This window comes from Staphylococcus condimenti (assembly GCF_001618885.1).
Classification (GTDB): Bacteria; Bacillota; Bacilli; order Staphylococcales; family Staphylococcaceae; genus Staphylococcus; species Staphylococcus condimenti.
The window spans coordinates 259,110-279,140 of the sequence record NZ_CP015114.1 but is presented as its reverse complement, the minus strand read 5'-3'; the positions used below and the strand labels follow the sequence as shown (position 1 = coordinate 279,140).

General features: G+C 32.3%; 21 protein-coding genes and 1 pseudogene. 1 reads left to right on the top strand and 21 read right to left on the bottom strand.

Annotated features, from left to right (window positions below; genetic code table 11):
- Window positions 1-60: 60 nt before the first annotated feature.
- The 5 genes from dnaK to lepA form a co-directional block, all read right to left on the bottom strand.
- Window positions 61-1,893, bottom strand: coding sequence for a molecular chaperone DnaK (gene dnaK, locus A4G25_RS01455; protein WP_047131798.1), 1,833 nt, complete (start codon window positions 1,891-1,893; stop codon window positions 61-63).
- 50 nt (window positions 1,894-1,943) lie between these two features.
- A complete protein-coding gene (gene grpE, locus A4G25_RS01450) occupies window positions 1,944-2,540 on the bottom strand; it encodes a nucleotide exchange factor GrpE (protein WP_047131799.1) in 597 nt (198 codons plus the stop codon).
- Window positions 2,541-2,567: 27 nt separating this feature from the next.
- On the bottom strand, window positions 2,568-3,536 hold the full coding sequence (hrcA, locus tag A4G25_RS01445; RefSeq protein WP_047131800.1) for a heat-inducible transcriptional repressor HrcA: 969 nt from the start codon (window positions 3,534-3,536) through the stop codon (window positions 2,568-2,570).
- Between the two features lie 104 nt (window positions 3,537-3,640).
- Entirely contained in the window at window positions 3,641-4,762 is a 1,122-nt protein-coding gene (gene hemW / locus A4G25_RS01440; protein WP_047131801.1) for a radical SAM family heme chaperone HemW, read from the bottom strand.
- Between the two features lie 70 nt (window positions 4,763-4,832).
- Complete coding sequence (gene lepA / locus A4G25_RS01435; RefSeq protein ID WP_047131802.1) at window positions 4,833-6,656, bottom strand: translation elongation factor 4; 1,824 nt, start codon at window positions 6,654-6,656, stop codon at window positions 4,833-4,835.
- A gap of 264 nt (window positions 6,657-6,920) precedes the next feature.
- Here lepA and rpsT point away from each other — a divergent pair, with 264 nt between their 5' ends.
- The gene (gene rpsT, locus A4G25_RS01430) at window positions 6,921-7,172 is read left to right on the top strand and encodes a 30S ribosomal protein S20 (protein ID WP_046099252.1); all 252 of its coding nucleotides are present in this window, start codon (window positions 6,921-6,923) and stop codon (window positions 7,170-7,172) included.
- Window positions 7,173-7,203: 31 nt separating this feature from the next.
- Here rpsT and holA read toward each other — a convergent pair.
- From holA to A4G25_RS01350, 16 genes and pseudogenes are all read right to left on the bottom strand, one after another.
- Window positions 7,204-8,177, bottom strand: a pseudogene (gene holA, locus A4G25_RS01425) (DNA polymerase III subunit delta).
- A 73-nt stretch (window positions 8,178-8,250) separates the two neighbouring features.
- On the bottom strand, window positions 8,251-10,488 hold the full coding sequence (locus tag A4G25_RS01420) for a DNA internalization-related competence protein ComEC/Rec2 (RefSeq protein WP_047131804.1): 2,238 nt from the start codon (window positions 10,486-10,488) through the stop codon (window positions 8,251-8,253).
- 7 nt (window positions 10,489-10,495) lie between these two features.
- Window positions 10,496-10,957, bottom strand: a complete 462-nt coding sequence (locus tag A4G25_RS01415; RefSeq protein WP_047131805.1) for a ComE operon protein 2 — start codon at window positions 10,955-10,957, stop codon at window positions 10,496-10,498.
- Window positions 10,958-11,032: 75 nt separating this feature from the next.
- Complete coding sequence (locus A4G25_RS01410; protein ID WP_047131806.1) at window positions 11,033-11,704, bottom strand: helix-hairpin-helix domain-containing protein; 672 nt, start codon at window positions 11,702-11,704, stop codon at window positions 11,033-11,035.
- 48 nt (window positions 11,705-11,752) lie between these two features.
- Entirely contained in the window at window positions 11,753-12,469 is a 717-nt protein-coding gene (locus A4G25_RS01405; RefSeq protein WP_047131807.1) for a class I SAM-dependent DNA methyltransferase, read from the bottom strand.
- Window positions 12,470-12,471: 2 nt separating this feature from the next.
- Window positions 12,472-12,822, bottom strand: a complete 351-nt coding sequence (gene rsfS / locus A4G25_RS01400; RefSeq protein WP_046099248.1) for a ribosome silencing factor — start codon at window positions 12,820-12,822, stop codon at window positions 12,472-12,474.
- Window positions 12,823-13,407, bottom strand: coding sequence for a bis(5'-nucleosyl)-tetraphosphatase (symmetrical) YqeK (gene yqeK, locus A4G25_RS01395; protein ID WP_047131808.1), 585 nt, complete (start codon window positions 13,405-13,407; stop codon window positions 12,823-12,825).
- Window positions 13,397-13,969, bottom strand: a complete 573-nt coding sequence (locus A4G25_RS01390; protein ID WP_047131809.1) for a nicotinate-nucleotide adenylyltransferase — start codon at window positions 13,967-13,969, stop codon at window positions 13,397-13,399. Before A4G25_RS01390 ends, yqeK begins: the two co-directional genes overlap by 11 nt.
- Before the next feature lies 1 nt (window position 13,970).
- Window positions 13,971-14,261, bottom strand: coding sequence for a ribosome assembly RNA-binding protein YhbY (gene yhbY, locus A4G25_RS01385; protein WP_015900464.1), 291 nt, complete (start codon window positions 14,259-14,261; stop codon window positions 13,971-13,973).
- A complete protein-coding gene (aroE, locus tag A4G25_RS01380) occupies window positions 14,262-15,071 on the bottom strand; it encodes a shikimate dehydrogenase (RefSeq protein WP_047131810.1) in 810 nt (269 codons plus the stop codon).
- Window positions 15,072-15,080: 9 nt separating this feature from the next.
- A complete protein-coding gene (gene yqeH / locus A4G25_RS01375; RefSeq protein WP_047131811.1) occupies window positions 15,081-16,181 on the bottom strand; it encodes a ribosome biogenesis GTPase YqeH in 1,101 nt (366 codons plus the stop codon).
- The gene (locus A4G25_RS01370; protein WP_047131812.1) at window positions 16,182-16,709 is read right to left on the bottom strand and encodes a YqeG family HAD IIIA-type phosphatase; all 528 of its coding nucleotides are present in this window, start codon (window positions 16,707-16,709) and stop codon (window positions 16,182-16,184) included. It abuts the gene before it with no gap.
- Between the two features lie 19 nt (window positions 16,710-16,728).
- Window positions 16,729-17,415 (bottom strand): 5'-methylthioadenosine/S-adenosylhomocysteine nucleosidase, encoded by a 687-nt coding sequence (mtnN, locus tag A4G25_RS01365; RefSeq protein WP_047131813.1) that lies wholly within the window; start codon window positions 17,413-17,415, stop codon window positions 16,729-16,731.
- 249 nt (window positions 17,416-17,664) lie between these two features.
- Window positions 17,665-18,147: a transcription elongation factor GreA gene (gene greA, locus A4G25_RS01360; RefSeq protein WP_047131814.1), complete on the bottom strand. Its 483-nt coding sequence runs from the start codon at window positions 18,145-18,147 to the stop codon at window positions 17,665-17,667.
- 25 nt (window positions 18,148-18,172) lie between these two features.
- Window positions 18,173-18,799: a uridine kinase gene (udk, locus tag A4G25_RS01355; RefSeq protein WP_047131815.1), complete on the bottom strand. Its 627-nt coding sequence runs from the start codon at window positions 18,797-18,799 to the stop codon at window positions 18,173-18,175.
- Window positions 18,800-18,801: 2 nt separating this feature from the next.
- Window positions 18,802-20,025, bottom strand: coding sequence for a peptidase U32 family protein (locus tag A4G25_RS01350; RefSeq protein ID WP_047131961.1), 1,224 nt, complete (start codon window positions 20,023-20,025; stop codon window positions 18,802-18,804).
- Window positions 20,026-20,031 lie beyond the last annotated feature (6 nt).

The following is a 20,031-nucleotide window of genomic DNA, read 5'->3' as shown; positions in this document are numbered from 1 at the left end:
CAAGAAGCCGCAACGTATATTCGATTTTAATGCAGCTTTTAAAATTGATATAAAAATCAATTATTTGTTATCTTTTTTATCGTCGTCATCTTTAACTTCAGTATACTCAGCATCTTCAACATCGCTTTGATTTGAACCATTAGCATCTTCTTGTTGAGCTTGCTGTGCTTGTTGATATACTTTCATAGACAATTCTTGAACAACTTTTTCAAGTTCTTCTTTTTTAGTTTTAATGTCTTCTAAATCTTGACCTTCTAGTGCAGATTTCAATGCTTCTTTTTTATCTTCAGCTTGTTTTTTGTCATCCTCAGAAACATTGTCACCTAAATCTTTAAGTGTTTTATCAACTTGGAATACTAAGCTGTCAGCTTCATTTCTAAGGTCACTTTCTTCACGACGTTTTTTATCTTCTTCAGCATTTTGTTCAGCATCTTTAACCATGCGATCAATCTCATCATCTGATAGAGCAGAGCTTGATTCGATTGTAATATTTTGTTCTTTATTAGTTCCTAAGTCTTTAGCAGTTACATTAACGATACCATTTTTATCAATGTCAAATGTTACTTCGATTTGTGGAACTCCACGTGGAGCTGGTGGAATATCAGTTAATGAAAATCTTCCTAAAGTTTTATTGTCAGATGCCATAGGACGTTCACCTTGTAGCACATGAATATCAACAGCAGGTTGATTGTCTGCAGCTGTTGAGTAAACTTGAGATTTAGATGTTGGGATAGTTGTGTTTCTTTCGATTAATGTGTTCATACGTCCACCCATAATCTCAATACCTAGTGATAATGGTGTAACATCTAATAATACAACATCTTTAACATCACCAGAGATTACGCCGCCTTGGATAGCTGCACCCATTGCAACAACTTCGTCTGGGTTAACACTTTTATTAGGTTCTTTTCCAACTTCTTTTTTAACAGCTTCTTGTACAGCTGGAATACGAGTTGAACCACCAACTAAAATTACTTCATCAATATCATTGCTTGATAAACCAGCATCACTTAATGCTTGGCGAGTTGGTCCCATAGTACGACGTACTAAATCATCTGATAACTCTTCAAATTTAGAACGAGTTAATGTGATTTCTAAGTGTAATGGACCACTTTCTCCAGCTGAAATGAATGGTAATGAAATTTGAGTTTGAGATACTCCAGATAAATCTTTTTTAGCTTTTTCTGCAGCATCTTTTAAACGTTGCAATGCCATTTTGTCTTGAGATAAGTCGATACCATTTTCTTTTTTGAACTCTTCGACAAGATAATCAATAATGACTTGGTCGAAGTCATCGCCGCCTAATTTATTATCGCCAGCAGTAGATAATACCTCGAATACGCCATCTCCTAGTTCAAGAATTGAAACGTCGAAAGTACCGCCACCAAGGTCAAATACTAATACTTTTTCGTCTTGTTCAGTTTTATCTAAGCCATATGCTAAAGCTGCTGCTGTAGGTTCGTTAATGATACGTTCTACTTCTAAACCTGCAATTTTACCAGCATCTTTTGTTGCTTGACGTTCAGCATCATTAAAGTAAGCTGGTACTGTTATAACAGCTTTATCAACTTTATCACCTAAGTAACTTTCAGCTGTACTTTTTAAATTTTGTAAAATCATTGCTGAAATTTCTTGTGGTGTGTAATTTTTTCCATCAACGTCTACTTTATGATCAGTACCCATTTCACGTTTAATAGATTGGATAGTATTAGGGTTTGTAATTGCTTGACGTTTAGCAACTTCACCTACTTGTGTTTCACCGTTTTTGAATGCTACAACTGATGGTGTTGTACGAGCACCTTCTGGATTTTGAATAACTTTAGGTTCGTCGCCTTCTAAAACAGCTACGCAAGAATTTGTTGTACCTAAGTCAATACCTATAATTTTACCCATAACTAAAAATTCCTCCTATTTTCATTTGTTGTTTAGTTAATTAAAAATAATTATTGGTTTACCTTTACCATTGAAGGTCGTAATACACGATCTTTCAATTTATAACCAGTTTGAAGTTCTTGAGTAACAGCATTTGATTCAAATGAATCGTCTTCATCTTGCATAACAGCTTGATGATAATTTGGATCAAATTGTTGACCTACAGCTTCAATTTTTTCTAAACCATTTTCTTCTAAAGCTCTTAATAAACTCTCATAAACCATTTGAACCCCTTTTTGGAGAGATTTAAATGATTCATCCTCACCTTCAATTTGAAGAGCACGTTCTATATTATCAATTGTAGGAAGGATGTCTGTAAGAACACTTTGAGCTTGATAAGTTTTTAATGTTTGATTTTCATTTTGAATACGTCTTTTATAATTTTCAAATTCTGCATAAAGACGTAAATATTTTTCTTCTTGTTCGTTTACTTCCTCTTTTAATTGTTGAATTTCCTTTTCTTTATCATCAACTTCTGAGGAATCATTTTGAACATCTTCTTCACTTACAGTTTTTTCAATTTGTTCGTCAGTATTCGAGTCTTTTGCTGTGTTATCCTCTTTTTCAGCAAATTCTTCATTATTAACTGATTGATCTTTTTCTGTCATTTTCTGTCCTCCAATACTACTTAATTACTAGACTTTATATAGTAATTGAATCACATTTTGATAACGCATAGCTGTCGGTCCAATAACTGCTACGTGTCCTTTAAGATGATTGTCTATGTGATAATCGCTTAGAATAATAGAAATATCTTCTAAACCATTATCGATTTCTTGACCAATCTTTACATCGATACCAGATTGATTATCATCTTCAAATAATTTCAATATCTTATTGGACTCTAAATATTGAAGAATTTGTTGGATGGAATTAACATTCTGTTCATTCAAAGTATCAATTAAATTTGCTTTACCACCAAAGAAAATATCAGTAGTAGAATCATTTAATCGTTGATTTAACAATTCGATTAACTGATTGATAATCAAATAGTCATTTGAATGTCTAAATGTCTCATCTGAAAAATCACTTTTCTCATCAGCATTAAATATACTTTTAATATAGTTAGCTATTTGAACTAACCGGTTTTTAGAGATTTTTTCAGGGACTGCTAATTGCAGGTGTTCTACATTGCCTGATTCAAACACAATTACCATTATAACTAAATGGGCAACTGTGTTAAATAAATGAATATCAGTTATTAAATCTTTTGACTGATTCGGTTTCATAATCAACGTAGTATATTTAGTTGACATTGACAATTCATTTGCATAAACACTTAATGCATTTGATAAATTGTAATTATTATCAGCTAATATTTTATTTAAACGTTGATTATTGTATTCTGTCCGAGGAGAAGTATTTTCCAACAATTGGTCTACATAATATCTAAAACCTTTAATTGATGGCGATCTTCCAGAAGAAGCATGAACTTTTTCAATTAATCCCATGTCTTCTAAAAGTTTCATTTCATTTCGAATGGTCGCCGGACTTACATTAACTTGATGTCTCTCAATAACTGTTTTAGAGCCTATAGGCAAACCATAATCAACATAATCTTCAACAATGGCATTCAGAATGCTCTGTTGTCTATTGGTAATCATGTTTCCACCTCATTAGCACTCTCTTCTCTCAAGTGCTAATTATAATTTATCAAATTGGTCAAAGTAAGTCAATGTTAAAGCATTAGTAATGAAAAATGTTCATATTAATCGATTAAAAAAGCTTCAAAGACTTCATTGCCTATAACTTTTCCACGTTCAGTCAATTTAACATATCCATCAGTATCTTTGATTAATCCTTTTCTGATTAAATCTTGTAACTCTTTGGAATAAACATCATCAAGGCGTTTATTAAATCTATTTTCAAATATCTTTTTTGAAACACCTTTATTCATTCTGAGTCCTAAAAACATCTGTTCTTCAATTTGTTCTTTGAAATTTGGAATTGTAGATTGAAGAATGGGTTTTTCTGCATTTTCAATTTTTCTGATATAGTGATTAACTGGATTTACATTTGTGTATCTTACACCATCTACATATCCACTTGCGCCTGCACCAAACCCATAATAGTATTCATTTTTCCAATAAACTTTATTATGCTCTGATTCATGATTGACTTGGCTGAAGTTTGAAATTTCATATTGATGCATATTAGATTTTTGAATTTTATCAAGTAATAATTCATACATTTCTTCACCCAAGTCTTCATTAGGCAGCTTTAATTTACCTTTTCTATACATGTTGTAAAATTGTGTTTTGGGTTCAAGAATTAAACCATAGCTTGAAATATGATTAATGTCCATAGAAAGTGCTATATCTAAGCTTTCTTCAAATTGGTGTATTGTTTGTTCAGGTAAATGATACATTAAATCCAAACTAATCGAATTAATATTGAATTTATTCGCTAGATTCACTGCTTGGTATATATCATTTGTATTATGAGTTCTACCAAGTATTTTTAATAACGATTGGTCAAATGTTTGTACACCCATAGATAGACGATTAACTCCATAATCTTTTAATAATTGAACTTTTTCATTTGTAAGTTCATCAGGGTTTGCTTCAAAAGTATATTCATTTTTAATAATGTAGTTATCATTAATTGCTTTTAATAATTTTTCTAATTGTTTAATACTTAAAGCTGTCGGTGTACCTCCTCCGACAAACATTGTATTTAATTCTTTCTTTTCAGGTTGTCTAAATTCTTTGATTAAACAATTTAAATATTCATCCACAGGCTGGTTATGAATAAAGTACTTATTGAAATCACAATAGGTACATATTCGTACGCAAAACGGAATATGAATATAAGCGCTTTTTGTTTCCATTTGTTTACTCCTTTGCGGATTGAATTTCAAAATAAAAAGGTGGGACATTTAATTCGCCCCAACCTTATTATTAATCTTCATCCATTTTTAATACAGCTAAAAATGCATCTTGTGGAATTTCGACATTTCCTACTGCTTTCATTTTAGCTTTACCAGCTTTTTGTTTTTCTAATAGTTTTCGTTTACGGCTAATATCGCCACCATAACATTTAGATAAAACATTTTTACCCATTGATTTTATATTAGTACGAGCTACAATTTTTTGTCCTACAGCAGCCTGTACTGGAACTTCGAATTGTTGGCGTGGGATTAGTGTTTTTAGTCTTTCAACTAATGCTTTTCCACGTTCATACGCAAATTCTTTATGGACAATAAAACTTAATGCATCTACTTTATCTCCATTTAGAAGTATATCCATTTTAACTAGATCACTTTCTTTATATCCTGTTAATTCATAATCAAAAGAAGCATACCCTTTTGTATTTGATTTAATTTGGTCAAAAAAGTCAAATACAACTTCTGATAAAGGTATATCATAAATGATATTCACGCGGATATCATCTAGGTAATCCATATTAATAAATTGTCCTCGTTTACGTTGGCAGAGCTCCATAACTGCACCTACATAATCATTTGGAACCATAATAGTTGCTCGAACATAAGGTTCATATATTTCATCGATTTGGTCTCTTTCAGGCATTCTAGAAGGATTATCAACGATAACCTTTTCTCCATTTTTCAAAATGCATTCATATATTACAGATGGTGCTGTTGCAATTAATTCAATACCAAATTCTCTTTCAATACGCTCTTGAATTATCTCCATATGCAACATGCCTAAGAAGCCAGTACGGAAACCAAAACCTAATGCTTGTGAGGTTTCTGGTTCAAATTCAAGTGAAGCATCATTTAATTGCAACTTCTCTAAAGCTTCTCGTAAATCATTATATTTTTTATTATCAATTGGGAACAGTCCACAAAATACCATTGGGTTCATTTTTTTATAGCCTTTTAAAGGTTGTTCTGCGGGTTGATCAGCATGCGTGATAGTGTCACCTACACGAGAATCATCAACATTTTTAATGCTTGCAGTAATGTAACCTACGTCACCGACTGTTAATTCATCAACTGGCAATTGTTTTGGTGTATTAATTCCAACTTCTGTAACTTCAAATTCTTTACCACTAGCCATCATTTTGATTTTATCACCAGCTTTTACAACACCATCTACTATTCGTATAGAAGAAATTACTCCTCTATAAGGATCATACTCCGAATCAAAGATAAGTGCTTTAAGCGGTGCAGACGGATCACCATCTGGTGCAGGTATAGTTTCCACAATTTTTTCCAAAATTTCATCTATGCCAATATTAGATTTTGCACTCGCAAGAACAACGTCGTCTTGATCTAAACCAATTACGTCTTCCAATTCTTGTTTGACACGTTCTGGTTCTGCTGCTGGTAAGTCAATTTTATTCACAACAGGAAGTAATTCTAAATCATTGTCTAAAGCAAGATAAACATTTGCTAATGTTTGAGCTTCAATACCTTGAGCAGCATCTACAACTAATATAGCACCTTCACATGCAGCTAATGAACGTGAAACTTCATATGAAAAGTCGACGTGTCCTGGTGTGTCAATCAAATGAAAAATATAAGACTCGCCATTTTTAGCGTCATACTTAAGTTTTACTGCATTTAATTTAATTGTAATACCTCGTTCGCGCTCTAAATCCATTGAATCTAGCAGTTGTGCTTGCATATCTCTAGTTTCTACGCTTTTTGTATTTTCTAAAATTCTATCTGCCAATGTAGACTTTCCGTGGTCAATATGGGCAATAATAGAAAAATTACGTATATTCTTTTGACGTTCTAAACGTTCTTCATTGTTCATTCTATCTACTCACTTTCGTATTATTCAATAGACCGTTATGTATGATATCTTTGATATAATAACGTGTTTACGTATTTAATGCAAACTATCTTAATCTATTAAGAACTCTCATCATTAGTCTCTATTTTACTTTAAATTACGTTATCTTGAAACCCATAGTTAAAATAAATGATTGCAGTTTAATAGTACATTTGATAAAATATTTCTTGTTGTAATCAAATATTTATTTGATGAGCATAGATCACTTTTAGGAGGTGACATACAATGCCAAATATTAAATCTGCTATTAAACGTGTAAGAACAAATGAAACAGCTGAAGCAAGAAATATTTCTCAAAAAAATGACATGCGTTCAGCAGTGAAACATGCAAAAGCAGCTATCGCTGAAAATGCTGATAACAAACAAGAATTAGTACGTGTTGCTGTTAAGAAAGTAGATAAAGCAGCTCAAGCTAACTTAATCCACAATAACAAAGCTGACCGCATTAAATCACAATTAATGAGCGCAGACAAATAATGAAAAAGTTCAAGCAATTGCTTGAACTTTTTTATATTGATAAAATAAATAGTTCTAAAATTAATTGTTTATCCATATATGATGACTTTAGTTTATAATCTGTCTCGGCACACGCATTTATTATACGCATTAATTGTCTTAAATCGTATTGTCGAGATGTTCTAAGCGCAAGCTTCACGCGGAATGGATGTGCCCCAACAGTCTTGGCAATTTGTTGTTGACTATAACCTTTTTTACCTAAAATTTTACATTGATAATATAACCTAAAATTACTTGTGATTAAAGCTAACAATTTGATAGGTTCTTCTTTCATTATAATTAAGTCATTAACTAAATTTATGGCCTCTGATTTTTGCCCTCTTTGAATATAATCAGTTAGCAAGAATACATTTTGCTCTAAACTTCTATTAACTATTGTTTCCACATCTTGTTTTACAATAGTAGGACGGTCTCCTAAAAATAAAATTATTTTTTCAAGTTCTTGTTTAATTAAATTAAAATTAATACCTGTCAATTCAATAAAAAGATTTAAAGCATCTTGCTTAATGTCTTTATATTGATGATTGAGCTCATTTTTAATCCAATTCTTTATTTCATCCTCAGACATTTGTTCTATTTTAATAATCTTAGTTTCTTTTTTAACGTTTTAACTAATTTTTTTCGCTCATCTAATTTTTGATTATAGACTTCAAATATAACTAAAGTTTGGCCATCGTATTTTTGAATAAATTCTAATAACTGATCTATATTTTGATTAAGATCTTTTGGTCCTTTGTCTCCAGTGAATAAATATGCATTCTTAATAACGACAACTTTTTTATCAGAGAAAAAAGGAAGCGTAATAATTTCCTCAATACAAATATTAATTTCTGTTTCTGTCAGGTCAAAGCTAACAAAATTAAAATCATCTTTGGGTTCTTGTAAATAAGCATCCACTATTTCTTTTGATTTTTTTTCGATTAATTCAGGTACCTCTCCATATATTGTAATGATATTTTCTTTCACAAATAGCACCTCTCAACAAATTACATACTTTAAAATTATAGCACTTAAGAACTAAGAATCACACCATGATTTCTTAATGCTCTGTTAATACTTGTATTTCATTATCTAGAGTAAAAGTAATCTGGCCATCATGTTGAGTATTATATATTTTAGAACCGACTTGATTTAGCCGATTTATAACTTCTTTATTAGGCAATTTATATGTGTTATTTTTTCCACTAGAAATAACACTAATACGAGGATGTATCTTATTTATAAATTTGTCACTTGAACTTGTTTTACTACCATGATGACCTACTTTCAAAATATCAATTCTAGGTATTAGATAATTAAGTAATAGTTTCGATTCGTTTTTAACCGTAGCATCTCCAGTAGTTAATATATTATATTTAGGTGTTTTAATGATTGCCATTATAGAATGGTCATTTAAATCCTTGCTTTCGTTGTAAATAGTATCTAAAAATTGTATTTTATTTTCATCGATTGTAATTTGATTGATATCTTCAAAATTAAGCAATTTAATATGGTTTTTATCGCAAGCATCTTTCAAAGAGTATAATGACTTATTAGGATAACTTGGGAAGTTCACGATGATATTTTTAATTTTTATATGGTTGATTAAGTATTCAAGTTCGCCGATATGATCAGCATGTGGATGAGTGATAATAATATAATCCAATTTATTGATGCCTCTTTTCTTAAAAGTAGGCATAATATGATATTTACTAATGGAATTAGAATTTACTTCTTTATTTTTACCAAATTCAAAGATATCTCCTTCTTTTGTTGCTTTACCGCCAGTATCTATTAAAACACGATGCTTAGTTTTAGTTTCAAAAAGAAAAGAATCACCTTGGCCAACATTTAATGCTGTAAATCTAGTCTGAGGTTGAGTTGTTAATTTTGTAATTAAAATACTACCTATAATAAAAGTTATAACAGAACTTTTGATAAAATTGTTTGTAAATAAAGTGATAATTAATATTATCCAAATTACAATATAAGTTACGTAAAAATGATTTAACTCACCTATAAACCAGCGAAATTGGTCGAAATACTTAAATATTTTTATTAAATACTGATCGTGTAGTGAATAGAAAAAATTAATTAAACTTACTAGCAAAGTATTAGTGGTAAATAACTGGATGTAGATATAAGTGAAAATTGCGAGTGGAAAAAGAATTAACGAGTAATATGGTATAAATAACATATTTGAAATAAACCCAATCCATTGAATTTGATTAAAATAATAAGCGCTAATTACAAAAGAAGAAACTTGAGAAATAAATGTAATAGCTAATGCAGACTGTATATTATTAAAAGATTTCAGAATTGGTGCAGAGATAAGAATAAAGAGAGTTATTAAGAAGGAAAATTGAAAGCCAATGTCAAATATAATTTTTGGTGATGAAAAACATAATATAATAAACACTATTGCGAGAATATCAATTAAGGAAGTATAAAGTTTTTTGGGGAGTATAATTGCAAAAGTCATACATAATATTGCTCTTAAAGCACTTGGAGCAAAATTTGTATAGTAAGCAAATAAAAATAAAGTAAAAATTATTAGGAACTGTGTGATGAACCTGGGGACGTTAATTCTATTTAAGCAATAATAAAAAATAGCAGCTATGACAACAACATGAGAACTGCTTACCGCAAGTAAATGATATATACCTAACTCTTTTTCGATATCTAAGCTTTCAGAACTTATGTAACTTACATCCCCTGTTATCATAGCAAAGGTATTTTGCCAGTACGGAGTATAATCACGCAATCTTTTTAAAGAATAATGTTTATGAAGTGCAATATATTCTGATATGCTACTTGCCTTTTCAGTTTTACATTTAGAAATATCAAATTTATTAAAAGTTGCTGTAGGCTTGTTACCAACTGACATATCATTATTAATTTTGCCAGTTACATAGCATTTAGAATAATCAGGAAAATTTTCAAAACTTTTAAGTTCTGATATTTGTTTTGGAAAATAAGTAAAGGTAATAAATTCACCATTGACTAGTACCTTGCCTAAGATAAATTTATGATTTTTCACATGGATCTCTTTAAAAGTGTAAATATCAGATATTTTTTTGTTATTCTTAAACCAATTTATTTTATCATTTTCGTTGTTTTCATAAATAGAAAACCAATAATTACTTATTGTAGGTTGACATAATATAAATATTGTTAGTAATAGATGTACTTTTCTCCTAATAATAATCAATATTAAAAAGCCAGCAAGCATTATAGCAAGTGGCTTATTATAAATTAGTAAGATGCCGTTTAAAAATGCTAAAGCTATATAAATCAAATGATTGTCACTTCTTTGTTAGGTATTCTGCTACTTGTCTCGCATCAAATGGTATCTTTTTATATTCTATCCCGGATTGTTCTAGCAGTTGAATTGCATATTCATGGTTATGGTAATCTTGAGCATAATATATTCTTTTAATTCCTGCTTGTATTATTGATTTAGTACAATTCAAGCAAGGAAAATGAGTTACATATATAGTAGCGCCTTCAGTAGAAACACCTTGTTTTGCACATTGTAATAATGCATTCATTTCAGCATGTATTGTTCTAATGCAATGGTTATCTTCCATCAAACATCCTTCGTCAATACAGTGAACTTCACCTGCTACGGATCCATTGTATCCTCCGGCAATTATTCTATTGTCTTTTACAATTGTTGCACCAACAGATAATCTAGTACATGTTGACCTCAATGATAATAGATGACTTTGTGCCATAAAGTATTCTTCCCATTTTATTCTGTCCATCTATTAGTCCTCCTGTCGTTAAACTTAGAATAATACTATTTTATTACATTTTCACTATATTTCATATTATGATTTTTAAACTGTCAAATAATCTTTCAGTTTTTCGTAGGTTTTGTCACCAAATCCTTTTATTTCTTTCAATTGATCAATTTTATTAAAACTGCCTTTAGTTTCTCTGTATTCTATAATTGCCTTTGCTTTTGATGGACCTAGACCAGTTATAGACGTTAATTCGCTTTCTTTAGCAGTATTTAAGTTAATTTTTTGCTGATTTGATGTAATACCACTCGTTGCACTAGTATTATTTACTATTTGTGGGTTTACTGCATCCTTACCTTTTTCCGGTATATAAATCATCTTTTGATCTACAAGTTTTTCTGAAAGATTAATCAGATTTAAGTCAGCTTTGTCAGTGGGTTCAGCCTTTGAGAGAACATCTTTTATTCTTTGTGTATCTGACATTTCGTATACATTAGGATGTTTAACTGCTCCTTTTATATCGACCATGACTTTCTTAGATTTAATATTAGGATCTGATACTTTTTTACTTGCTATTTGCTGTTCATCATTTTGATATTTCTTGACGGCGTTATTCTGAGAATCCACTGTGTTTTTCTCTTCTATTTTTGTAGATGATTCGTCTGGTTTAAAAATTATTAATAATGCAATTACCGATACAATCAAAATTATTGCTAGATATCTAAACTGCTTATAATTTTCAATATAAAGTTTCAACTTCTCAAACATAAAAAATCACTCCTTTATAATATAAACGATCAAAGGAGTGATTTTACTTTATTTTTTTACTATAAAAAACAATCTATCGCTTTCAGGATTATGGTTATTAGAATCAAAATCATAAAAGGTTGTTATATTTTGAAATCCAACTTGTTCCAACATATTTTTGTATTCATTTTCATCATATGTTTTTTGATAATGTTCTTCATCAAATCGACGATAACTACCATCTTTTTGCTTTTCAAAGAATGTCATATAATGCCAAACGCTATTGGGTTCGTCTCCTGCTATTGCATCCCAACCAAGAAAAACATGTTCTGTTTCATCAATATAACTTTGATTATTAAACAACGTATTCATCTTATACACTGTATGAACATCAAATAGAAAAAAACCATCTTCATTTAAATGATTATAAACTTGTTTGAATGTATCCACTACGGCATTATAGCTATTTAAATAATTTAATGAATCGCAAAAAATTGTAACGACGTCAAATTTTTCTTTGAGATTGAAATTAGACATATCACCTTCAAGCCATCTCACCTCATCAGACTTTTGTGATGCCATCACTAACATATCTGGACTTAAGTCCATTCCGGTAACTGGACCGAGTTCAGTTAATTGATGTGTCAAACTGCCAGTTCCACATCCTAAATCTAAAATTGAACTATTATTTTTTACAGTCGATTTTACAATTTCCAACCATGATTCATATGGTTGATCTAAAGTCAGCTCATCATAATATTGGCTAAAATCATGATACTGCTCCATTATTAATATGCTTCCTCATAAGTTTGCATTGGCGCATCACGATAAAGCTTTTCAATATTATAGTAACTACGCTCATCCTTATGGAATATGTGTACAATTACGCCTGATAAATCAAGAAGAACCCATCTTGCTTCATTTAAACCTTCGAATACAGTAATATCTACACCTGCTTTATCTGCCGCTTCTTTCACCGCACGCGCAATAGCCTGCACTTGACGTTCGTTATTCCCATGGCAAATCACAAAATAATCCGCCATATCATTAATACCTTCTAAATTTAATGAAATAACTTCTTCTGCTCTTTTACTCTCGACAGCTTCAACTGCCAATTTTAAAATTTCTTCTTTTTGCATTTAATCATCCTCTATTCTTTCATCACTGAAATTATAGTAATTCAAACAATCAATCGTTGCTTTATAAACACTGATATCATTACCGATTAAGAATAAAACCGTTCTTTTAGAAATCTCATAAATTGTTTTATCTAGATTACCAGGTTTAAAAGCCATTTCTCTAATCTCTTCCACACCAGGAATCGTTCTCTTAGGCTCGATATAATCAGCGATAAAGACAATTTTTTCAGTCTTTGTCATCTGAGCACGGCCCGTCGTATGATATTTAATGGCAAGTAAAACCTCTTCATCATCAATATCATACTGTTCTTTCATCATAACTGCACAAACTGGACCATGTAAAATTTCGGAACCATAACTTAATAAATCATTATCCAAATCATATTGGCGTACAATTTGATACATTGTACCTAAATCCTCATATTTCGCATAATCATGTAAAATACCAGCTAGTTCAGCTTTTTTAACATGCCCATCATGAATTTCAGCTAATTTTTTTGCTGTCTCAGCCACACGTAGAGAATGCTTATAACGTTTTTCTGGTAATTTATCCTCTATAAGCTTTATTGCCTTCTTAGCTTTCATATAATCGCTCCTCCCTGATATAGTCTTCAACTTTTTTAGGCACCAAGACTTCAATCGTTTGTTGATTTTTGACTCTTTCTCTAATGAGCGAAGAACTGATATCGATTCTTGGAATCCGGACACTAATCATTCCCGCTTCCACCTCTTGTTCTGCCTTGTCTCTATTCACAACCACAAACGTCACAAGTTCTTTCAGCGCATCTATTTGATACCAGCGATTTAACTGTTCATATTGATCTGTTCCAATTACAAAATAAAGCTTTGCATCTCCTAATTCCTCTTTCAAAGCACGAATTGTATCATACGTATAACTGTCACCCTTACGTTCGATTTCAGCTAAACAAACTTCACCAAAGCCTAATTCAGAGGCAGCAAGTTCTAACATATGAATGCGGTGTCTGGTATTCAACTCAGTTCGATGTGCTTTTAAAGGCGACATATAACTTGGCAAAAACAAAAAGCGGTCAGGTTTTAAAGTATGATAAACTTCGCTCGCAACAACAGCGTGCGCAGTATGAACTGGATTGAATTGGCCTCCATATAAAACAACAGATTGAGTCATGTTATGGTAATTCGATTTGTTTATTTTCATTCGATTCTTTGTATAAGACAATCATAGAACCGATGATTTGAACTAATTCACTATCTGTTTTATCACTTACCGCTTCAGCCAATTCTTTTTTATCATCCATATTATTTTGCAGAATATGAATTTTAATCAATTCACGATTCTCTAATATTTCATTCAATTGCTCAATCATATTATCATTTAAACCCGATTTCCCAATTTGGAATGTCGGTGTAACATGATGCGCTTGACTTCTTAAATATCTTTTTTGTTTTCCTGTTAACATTTAATCTCTCCTTTGTAATTGTTTTAACACAGCAGTTTTCATCGCTTTTATATCTGCTGTTTCACCCGTCCATATTTTAAAACTTTCAGCCCCTTGATTGACAAACATATCAAGACCATTATAAATACGATTCCCTTTAGCTTCTGCTAATTTCAAAATTGGTGTTTTATACGGTATATAGACAATATCGCTCACTAAAGTATCAGGAGCGAGATGATCTAAAGAAATAACTACATCTTGATTATCACTCATGCCAGCAGGCGTTGTATTTATCACAATATCAAAATCACCAAGTTGTTTTTCTGCCTCTTGCAATGATAAAGTATTTACCTTTAAATCCCAATTATCGAATCGAGACATCGTACGATTTGCAACAGACAATGAGTGTTCTGCAATTTCATTCAATGCAGCAGCAAGTCCTTTGCTCGCTCCCCCCGCACCGATCAATAAGATACGTGCATCTTTTAATTGAGGATAGACGCGTTTTAAGCCTTTAACATAACCGATGCCATCCGTATTATAACCAACCCATTTACCATCAACAATTTTAACTGTATTAATCGCTCCGATTGTTTTAGCATGCGCATCCATCTCATCTAAATATGGAATAATACGCTCTTTATGCGGTATTGTAATATTAAATCCATCTATCTCTTTTTCAGCCATAATCTCTTTAATTAAATGGAAATGCTTAGGCGGAATATTGAGTGCTTCATACGTATCTGTGCGGGCTGAAGCATCAAAGTTCGCCTGATGCATAATTGGAGATAAGGAATGTTTAATCGGATGGCCGATGACTGCAAATTTCATATCTATCACCTACATGATTGAATTTCTAAGCACAACATCAACAGATTTCGGTACATGTACTACAACCTTAGCTCCAGGTCCGATTGTAATAAATCCAAGTCCTGAAATCATCACGTCACGCTTTTCTTTACCCGTTTCTAGTCGTACTGCTTTAATATCATTTAAATCGAAGTGATCTGCTTGATTAGGCGGCGTTAAAAGATGACCTAATTGTGTTTGCCATAATGTATCTGCTTTTTCAGTTTTTGTTCGATGTATATTCAAATTATTTGAGAAATAGCATACAAGCGGACGCTTACCGCCTGAAATGTAATCGATACGTGCTAAACCGCCGAAGAATAATGTTTGATTTTCATTTAATTGATAAACACGTTGTTTAATTTCTTTATTCGGCATAATTTGTTTTAATTCTTTATCCGAAACATAATGTGTCATTTGGTGTTCTTGAATAATACCGGGTGTATCAAACATAAATGTTTGGTCATCTAGCGGAATATCTATCATATCTAATGTTGTCCCTGGAAAACGAGATGTTGTGACGACATCTTTTTCACCGACGCTATGTTCAATCAACTTATTAATTAAAGTAGATTTTCCGACATTAGTTGTACCGACAATGTAAACATCTTCATGATTGCGATATTTATCTATAGCTTCCAGCAGTTCATTTATTCCATAGCCTTTTTGTGCAGAAAGTAGAATTACGGCTTCTGGATCTAATCCATATTTTTTCGCTGTTTTTTTCAACCATTCTTTTACACGGCGTTTATTGATTTGTTTTGGCAGCAAGTCAATTTTATTTGCTGCTAAAATCACTTTTTTATTACCAACAATACGTTTTAGAGCGTGTATGAAAGATCCTTCGAAGTCAAAAATATCGCACACATTGACGACGAGTCCTTTTTTATCTGCGAGATTATTTAATAAATCTAAAAAATCATCACTATCCATACCGACATCTTGAACTTCATTATAATTTTTTAATCTGAAGCAGCGTTGGCAGATTACATCTTCTTTGTGTAAACTGTGTGCTGGAACATAACCTGGTTTTTTAGGATCTTCTGATTGCAGCGGTGCACCGCAACCGATACATTTAAGCGTTTCAGTCAATCAATTTTCCTCCCATTTAATATAGCCTTTTCTTTTATATCTGTTTAACAATCTGCGTTCTATCAAGCGATTGAATTTTGTTATAAAACCGTCTGTTTTCTTTACAGGAACAACCATAACGGTATACATGCCGCGACGATTGCCTCCGATGACATCTGTCATCATTTGATCGCCTATGACCACTGTTTCTTCTGGTTTTAGGCCCATATGTTCACAAGCGCGTTTAAATGATTTGCCCATCGGTTTTCGTGCTTCAAAGATATAATCAACATTCAACGGTGTGCAGAAGCTTGCAACACGTTTTTGATGGTTGTTTGAAACGACTGTTACTTTAATATTTAATTCATTTAATTTATTAAACCAATGTATGACAGCAGGTGTAGGATCTGCTTCATCCCATCCTACGAGTGTATTATCTAAATCGGTAATTACACCGCGGATACCTGATTGTGCTAATTCGTCAAAATTAATTTGATGAATATTTTGTACATAAGCATTCGGCATACAAAGTTTACTTAAAATACCCATTACTGATTTCACCTTATCCTTATAAAGATTTCAACATTTCTAATACAATTTCACTTGAAGACTTAGCTGCTTCTCCAATAAATTCATCAAATGTCATATTCGCTTCGCCATTGGCTAAATCTGATACTGCTCTTGTAATAATAAACGGCACTTTAAATTGATAACATGTTTGTGCAATAGCAGTGGCTTCCATTTCTACAGCCATTGCATCCGGGAAGTTTGTTTTAATTGTTTCTCTTTGGCTGACTTCACCGATGAAGCTGTCGCCACTGACAATTAAACCGAGCTTTCCATTCATCTCTTTTTGTTCCACAACAGATTGGGCTAATGTTATTAAATCATCATCTGCAGCATATGCGATAGGCATATTAGGGATTTGTCCTAATTCATAACCAAATGCAGTGGCGTCAGCATCATGGTATGTAGCTTCTGTACTGATTAATACATCACCGATTTCTAATGAGTGATCTAATGCTCCAGCTGACCCTGTGTTTAAAATAACATCTGGAGAGAATGTATTGATTAATAAAGTTGTAGATAGTGCAGCATTTACTTTACCGATACCGCTGAGTGTCAAGACCACCTCTTGATTATCGATGTAACCTTTATAAAATTTTGCATGTGCAATTGAAATTTCTTCGAGATCTGTTATTTTTTCTTTTAAGATTAAAATCTCTTCTTCCATAGCACCTATAATACCTATCATGACTTCTTCCCCTTTCTTATCTGTATCACGCTTATTTTATCATAATTTCTAAAATGCCACGAATGAAGCTGTTTATGTTTAAATACGTGATTTTCATCATATCTTTTTAAGCACAAAAAAAGTTGGCGCTTTATGATGAGTTGAGAAAACCTGTGAAACACATAAGCCTTCATCTCATATAAAGTACCGCCAACTTTATCATGTCCATTCAGTTTTTATGTTTCTTGAAATTCAAGAATGCTGATTATCTTATTGTGATTGAATGTTTGTGATTTTAACTTTCATTTCAGCACCGTTTGGAAGCGGCACACGTACTTCATCGTCTAAATGTTTGCCGATTAAACTTTGTGCAATCGGTGATTCATTAGAAATTTTACCGTTGAATGCATCTGCTTCAGCAGATCCTACAATTTGGTACACTTCTTCGTCGCCATCTGGGATTTCAATAAATGTAACAGTTTTACCGATTTGTACAACATTGTTATCTCCTGTATCTTCAATAATCAAAGCGTTTCTGATCATATGCTCGATACGTTGAATATCTTGTTCGATAAATCCTTGTTCATCTTTCGCAGCATCATACTCTGAGTTCTCAGACAGGTCACCGAAAGAACGTGCGACTTTAATTTTTTCAACGACTTCTGGTCGTTTAACTGTTTTTAATTCTTCTAGTTCTTGTTCTAACTTCTCAAAACCTTCTTGTGTCATTGGATATTGTTTTTGATTTTCCATATTGGCATCTTCCTTTACTCAAAAGTTACTGTTGATTGTTAATCAATGATTGGACTTTAGTTGTCATTATGTCGATTGCGACTTTATTACTTCCGCCTTCAGGGATAATAATATCCGCATATCTTTTTGTCGGTTCGATAAATTGGTTGTGCATAGGACGCACCACATTTAAATACTGTTCTATTACCGATTCCATTGAACGACCGCGTTCTTTTGTATCACGCATTAATCGTCTTAAGATACGTAAATCTGCATCTGTATCGACATAAATCTTCACATCCATTAAATCTCTTAATGTTTTGTTTTCAAGTGCAAATATTCCTTCTACGATAATAACATCTTTAGGTTGAAATGCAATGGTTTCAGCACTTCTTGTGTGATTGACATAATCATATGTCGGAACTTCTACTGGGATGCCATTTCGTAAATCCATTAAATTTTGAATCAATAAATCATTATCGAAAGCGAATGGATGATCATAGTTGGTTTTCAACCGTTCTTCAAAAGTTAAGTGGGATTGGTCTTTATAATAGTAGTCTTGTGCAATTAATGCAACACTGTGACCTTCTAAATTATGCAAAATTTCATTTGTAACAGATGTTTTTCCAGAACCTGAACCGCCAGCGATTCCGATAATCGTTGTAGCATTCATGATTATACTTCCTTTCGCATCATGTTGTTAGGATAAATCGGATGATCGACTTTGAACTGCACGATTTGCAACGGATGACGTGCTGCATCTAGTTCGTTGCCTTCTTCATCATAAATTGTCTCAACGATTTGTTTGAAGCCTTCAATTTCTGGACCGAAAAATTCTACTTCTTGTCCAGGTTTAAAGTGATTTCGTTGTTGAATTGTCGCTATTTTAGTTGTTTCATCATAATCTAAGACTAAACCGCAGAAATCATAAGGAGATTTTTTATTAGATTCATTGCCGAACATTTGTTGTTGATAACCAGGTGTGCCTTCAAAGAATGAAGAAGCAGTGTCTCTGTTAGCGCACTTATCTAGTTCAAACAGCCATTCTGGTTTGATTTTGAAGTTTTCCGGATCTTCAGCATATGCATCAATCACTTTACGATAGACAGAAACAACGGTTGCGATGTAATGGATAGATTTCATACGGCCTTCAATTTTGAGTGAATCGATGCCTAAATCCATCATATTCGGAATAGATTCAATTAATTTCAAATCTTTAGGGCTCATCGCAAATGGTGTGACTTCTTCGTCTTTGTAAAATAAATCAAGTTCTCCATCTTCATCTACTTCTAATAAATCATAATCCCAACGACAGCTTTGACAACATCCGCCTCGGTTGGAATCCCGTGCTGTCATATGGTTGCTTAATGTACAACGTCCTGAATATGCGATACACATTGCACCATGAATAAAGGCTTCGATTTCAATATCGACTTTTTCTTTCATTTCTTTCATTTCCATCGCACCTGTTTCACGAGCAAGTACAACACGATCTAATCCTTCTTCTTTCCAATACTCAATTGCTTTATAGTTGCTTAGTGATTGTTGAGTAGAAAGGTGGATTTCTAATTTCGGTGCTACGGTTTTACATGTTTCAATAATTAATGGGTCTGCCACAATAATACCTGTTGCACCAGTAGCTTCAAGATTTCTTAAATAGTCTTCTAAGCCGTCCATATTTTCATCATGAGCTATGATATTGGTTGTGACATAGATTTTAGCACCGTATCGATCAGCAAATTCTACGCCTTCTTTAATTTCTTCCATCGTAAAATTATCAGCATTTGAACGCAATCCATATTCTTGGCCGCCCAAGAACACAGCGTCTGCACCATAATGTACTGCAATTTTTAATTTTTCTAAGTTTCCGGCAGGTGCCAGCAGCTCAGGTTTTTTCATTTGGCT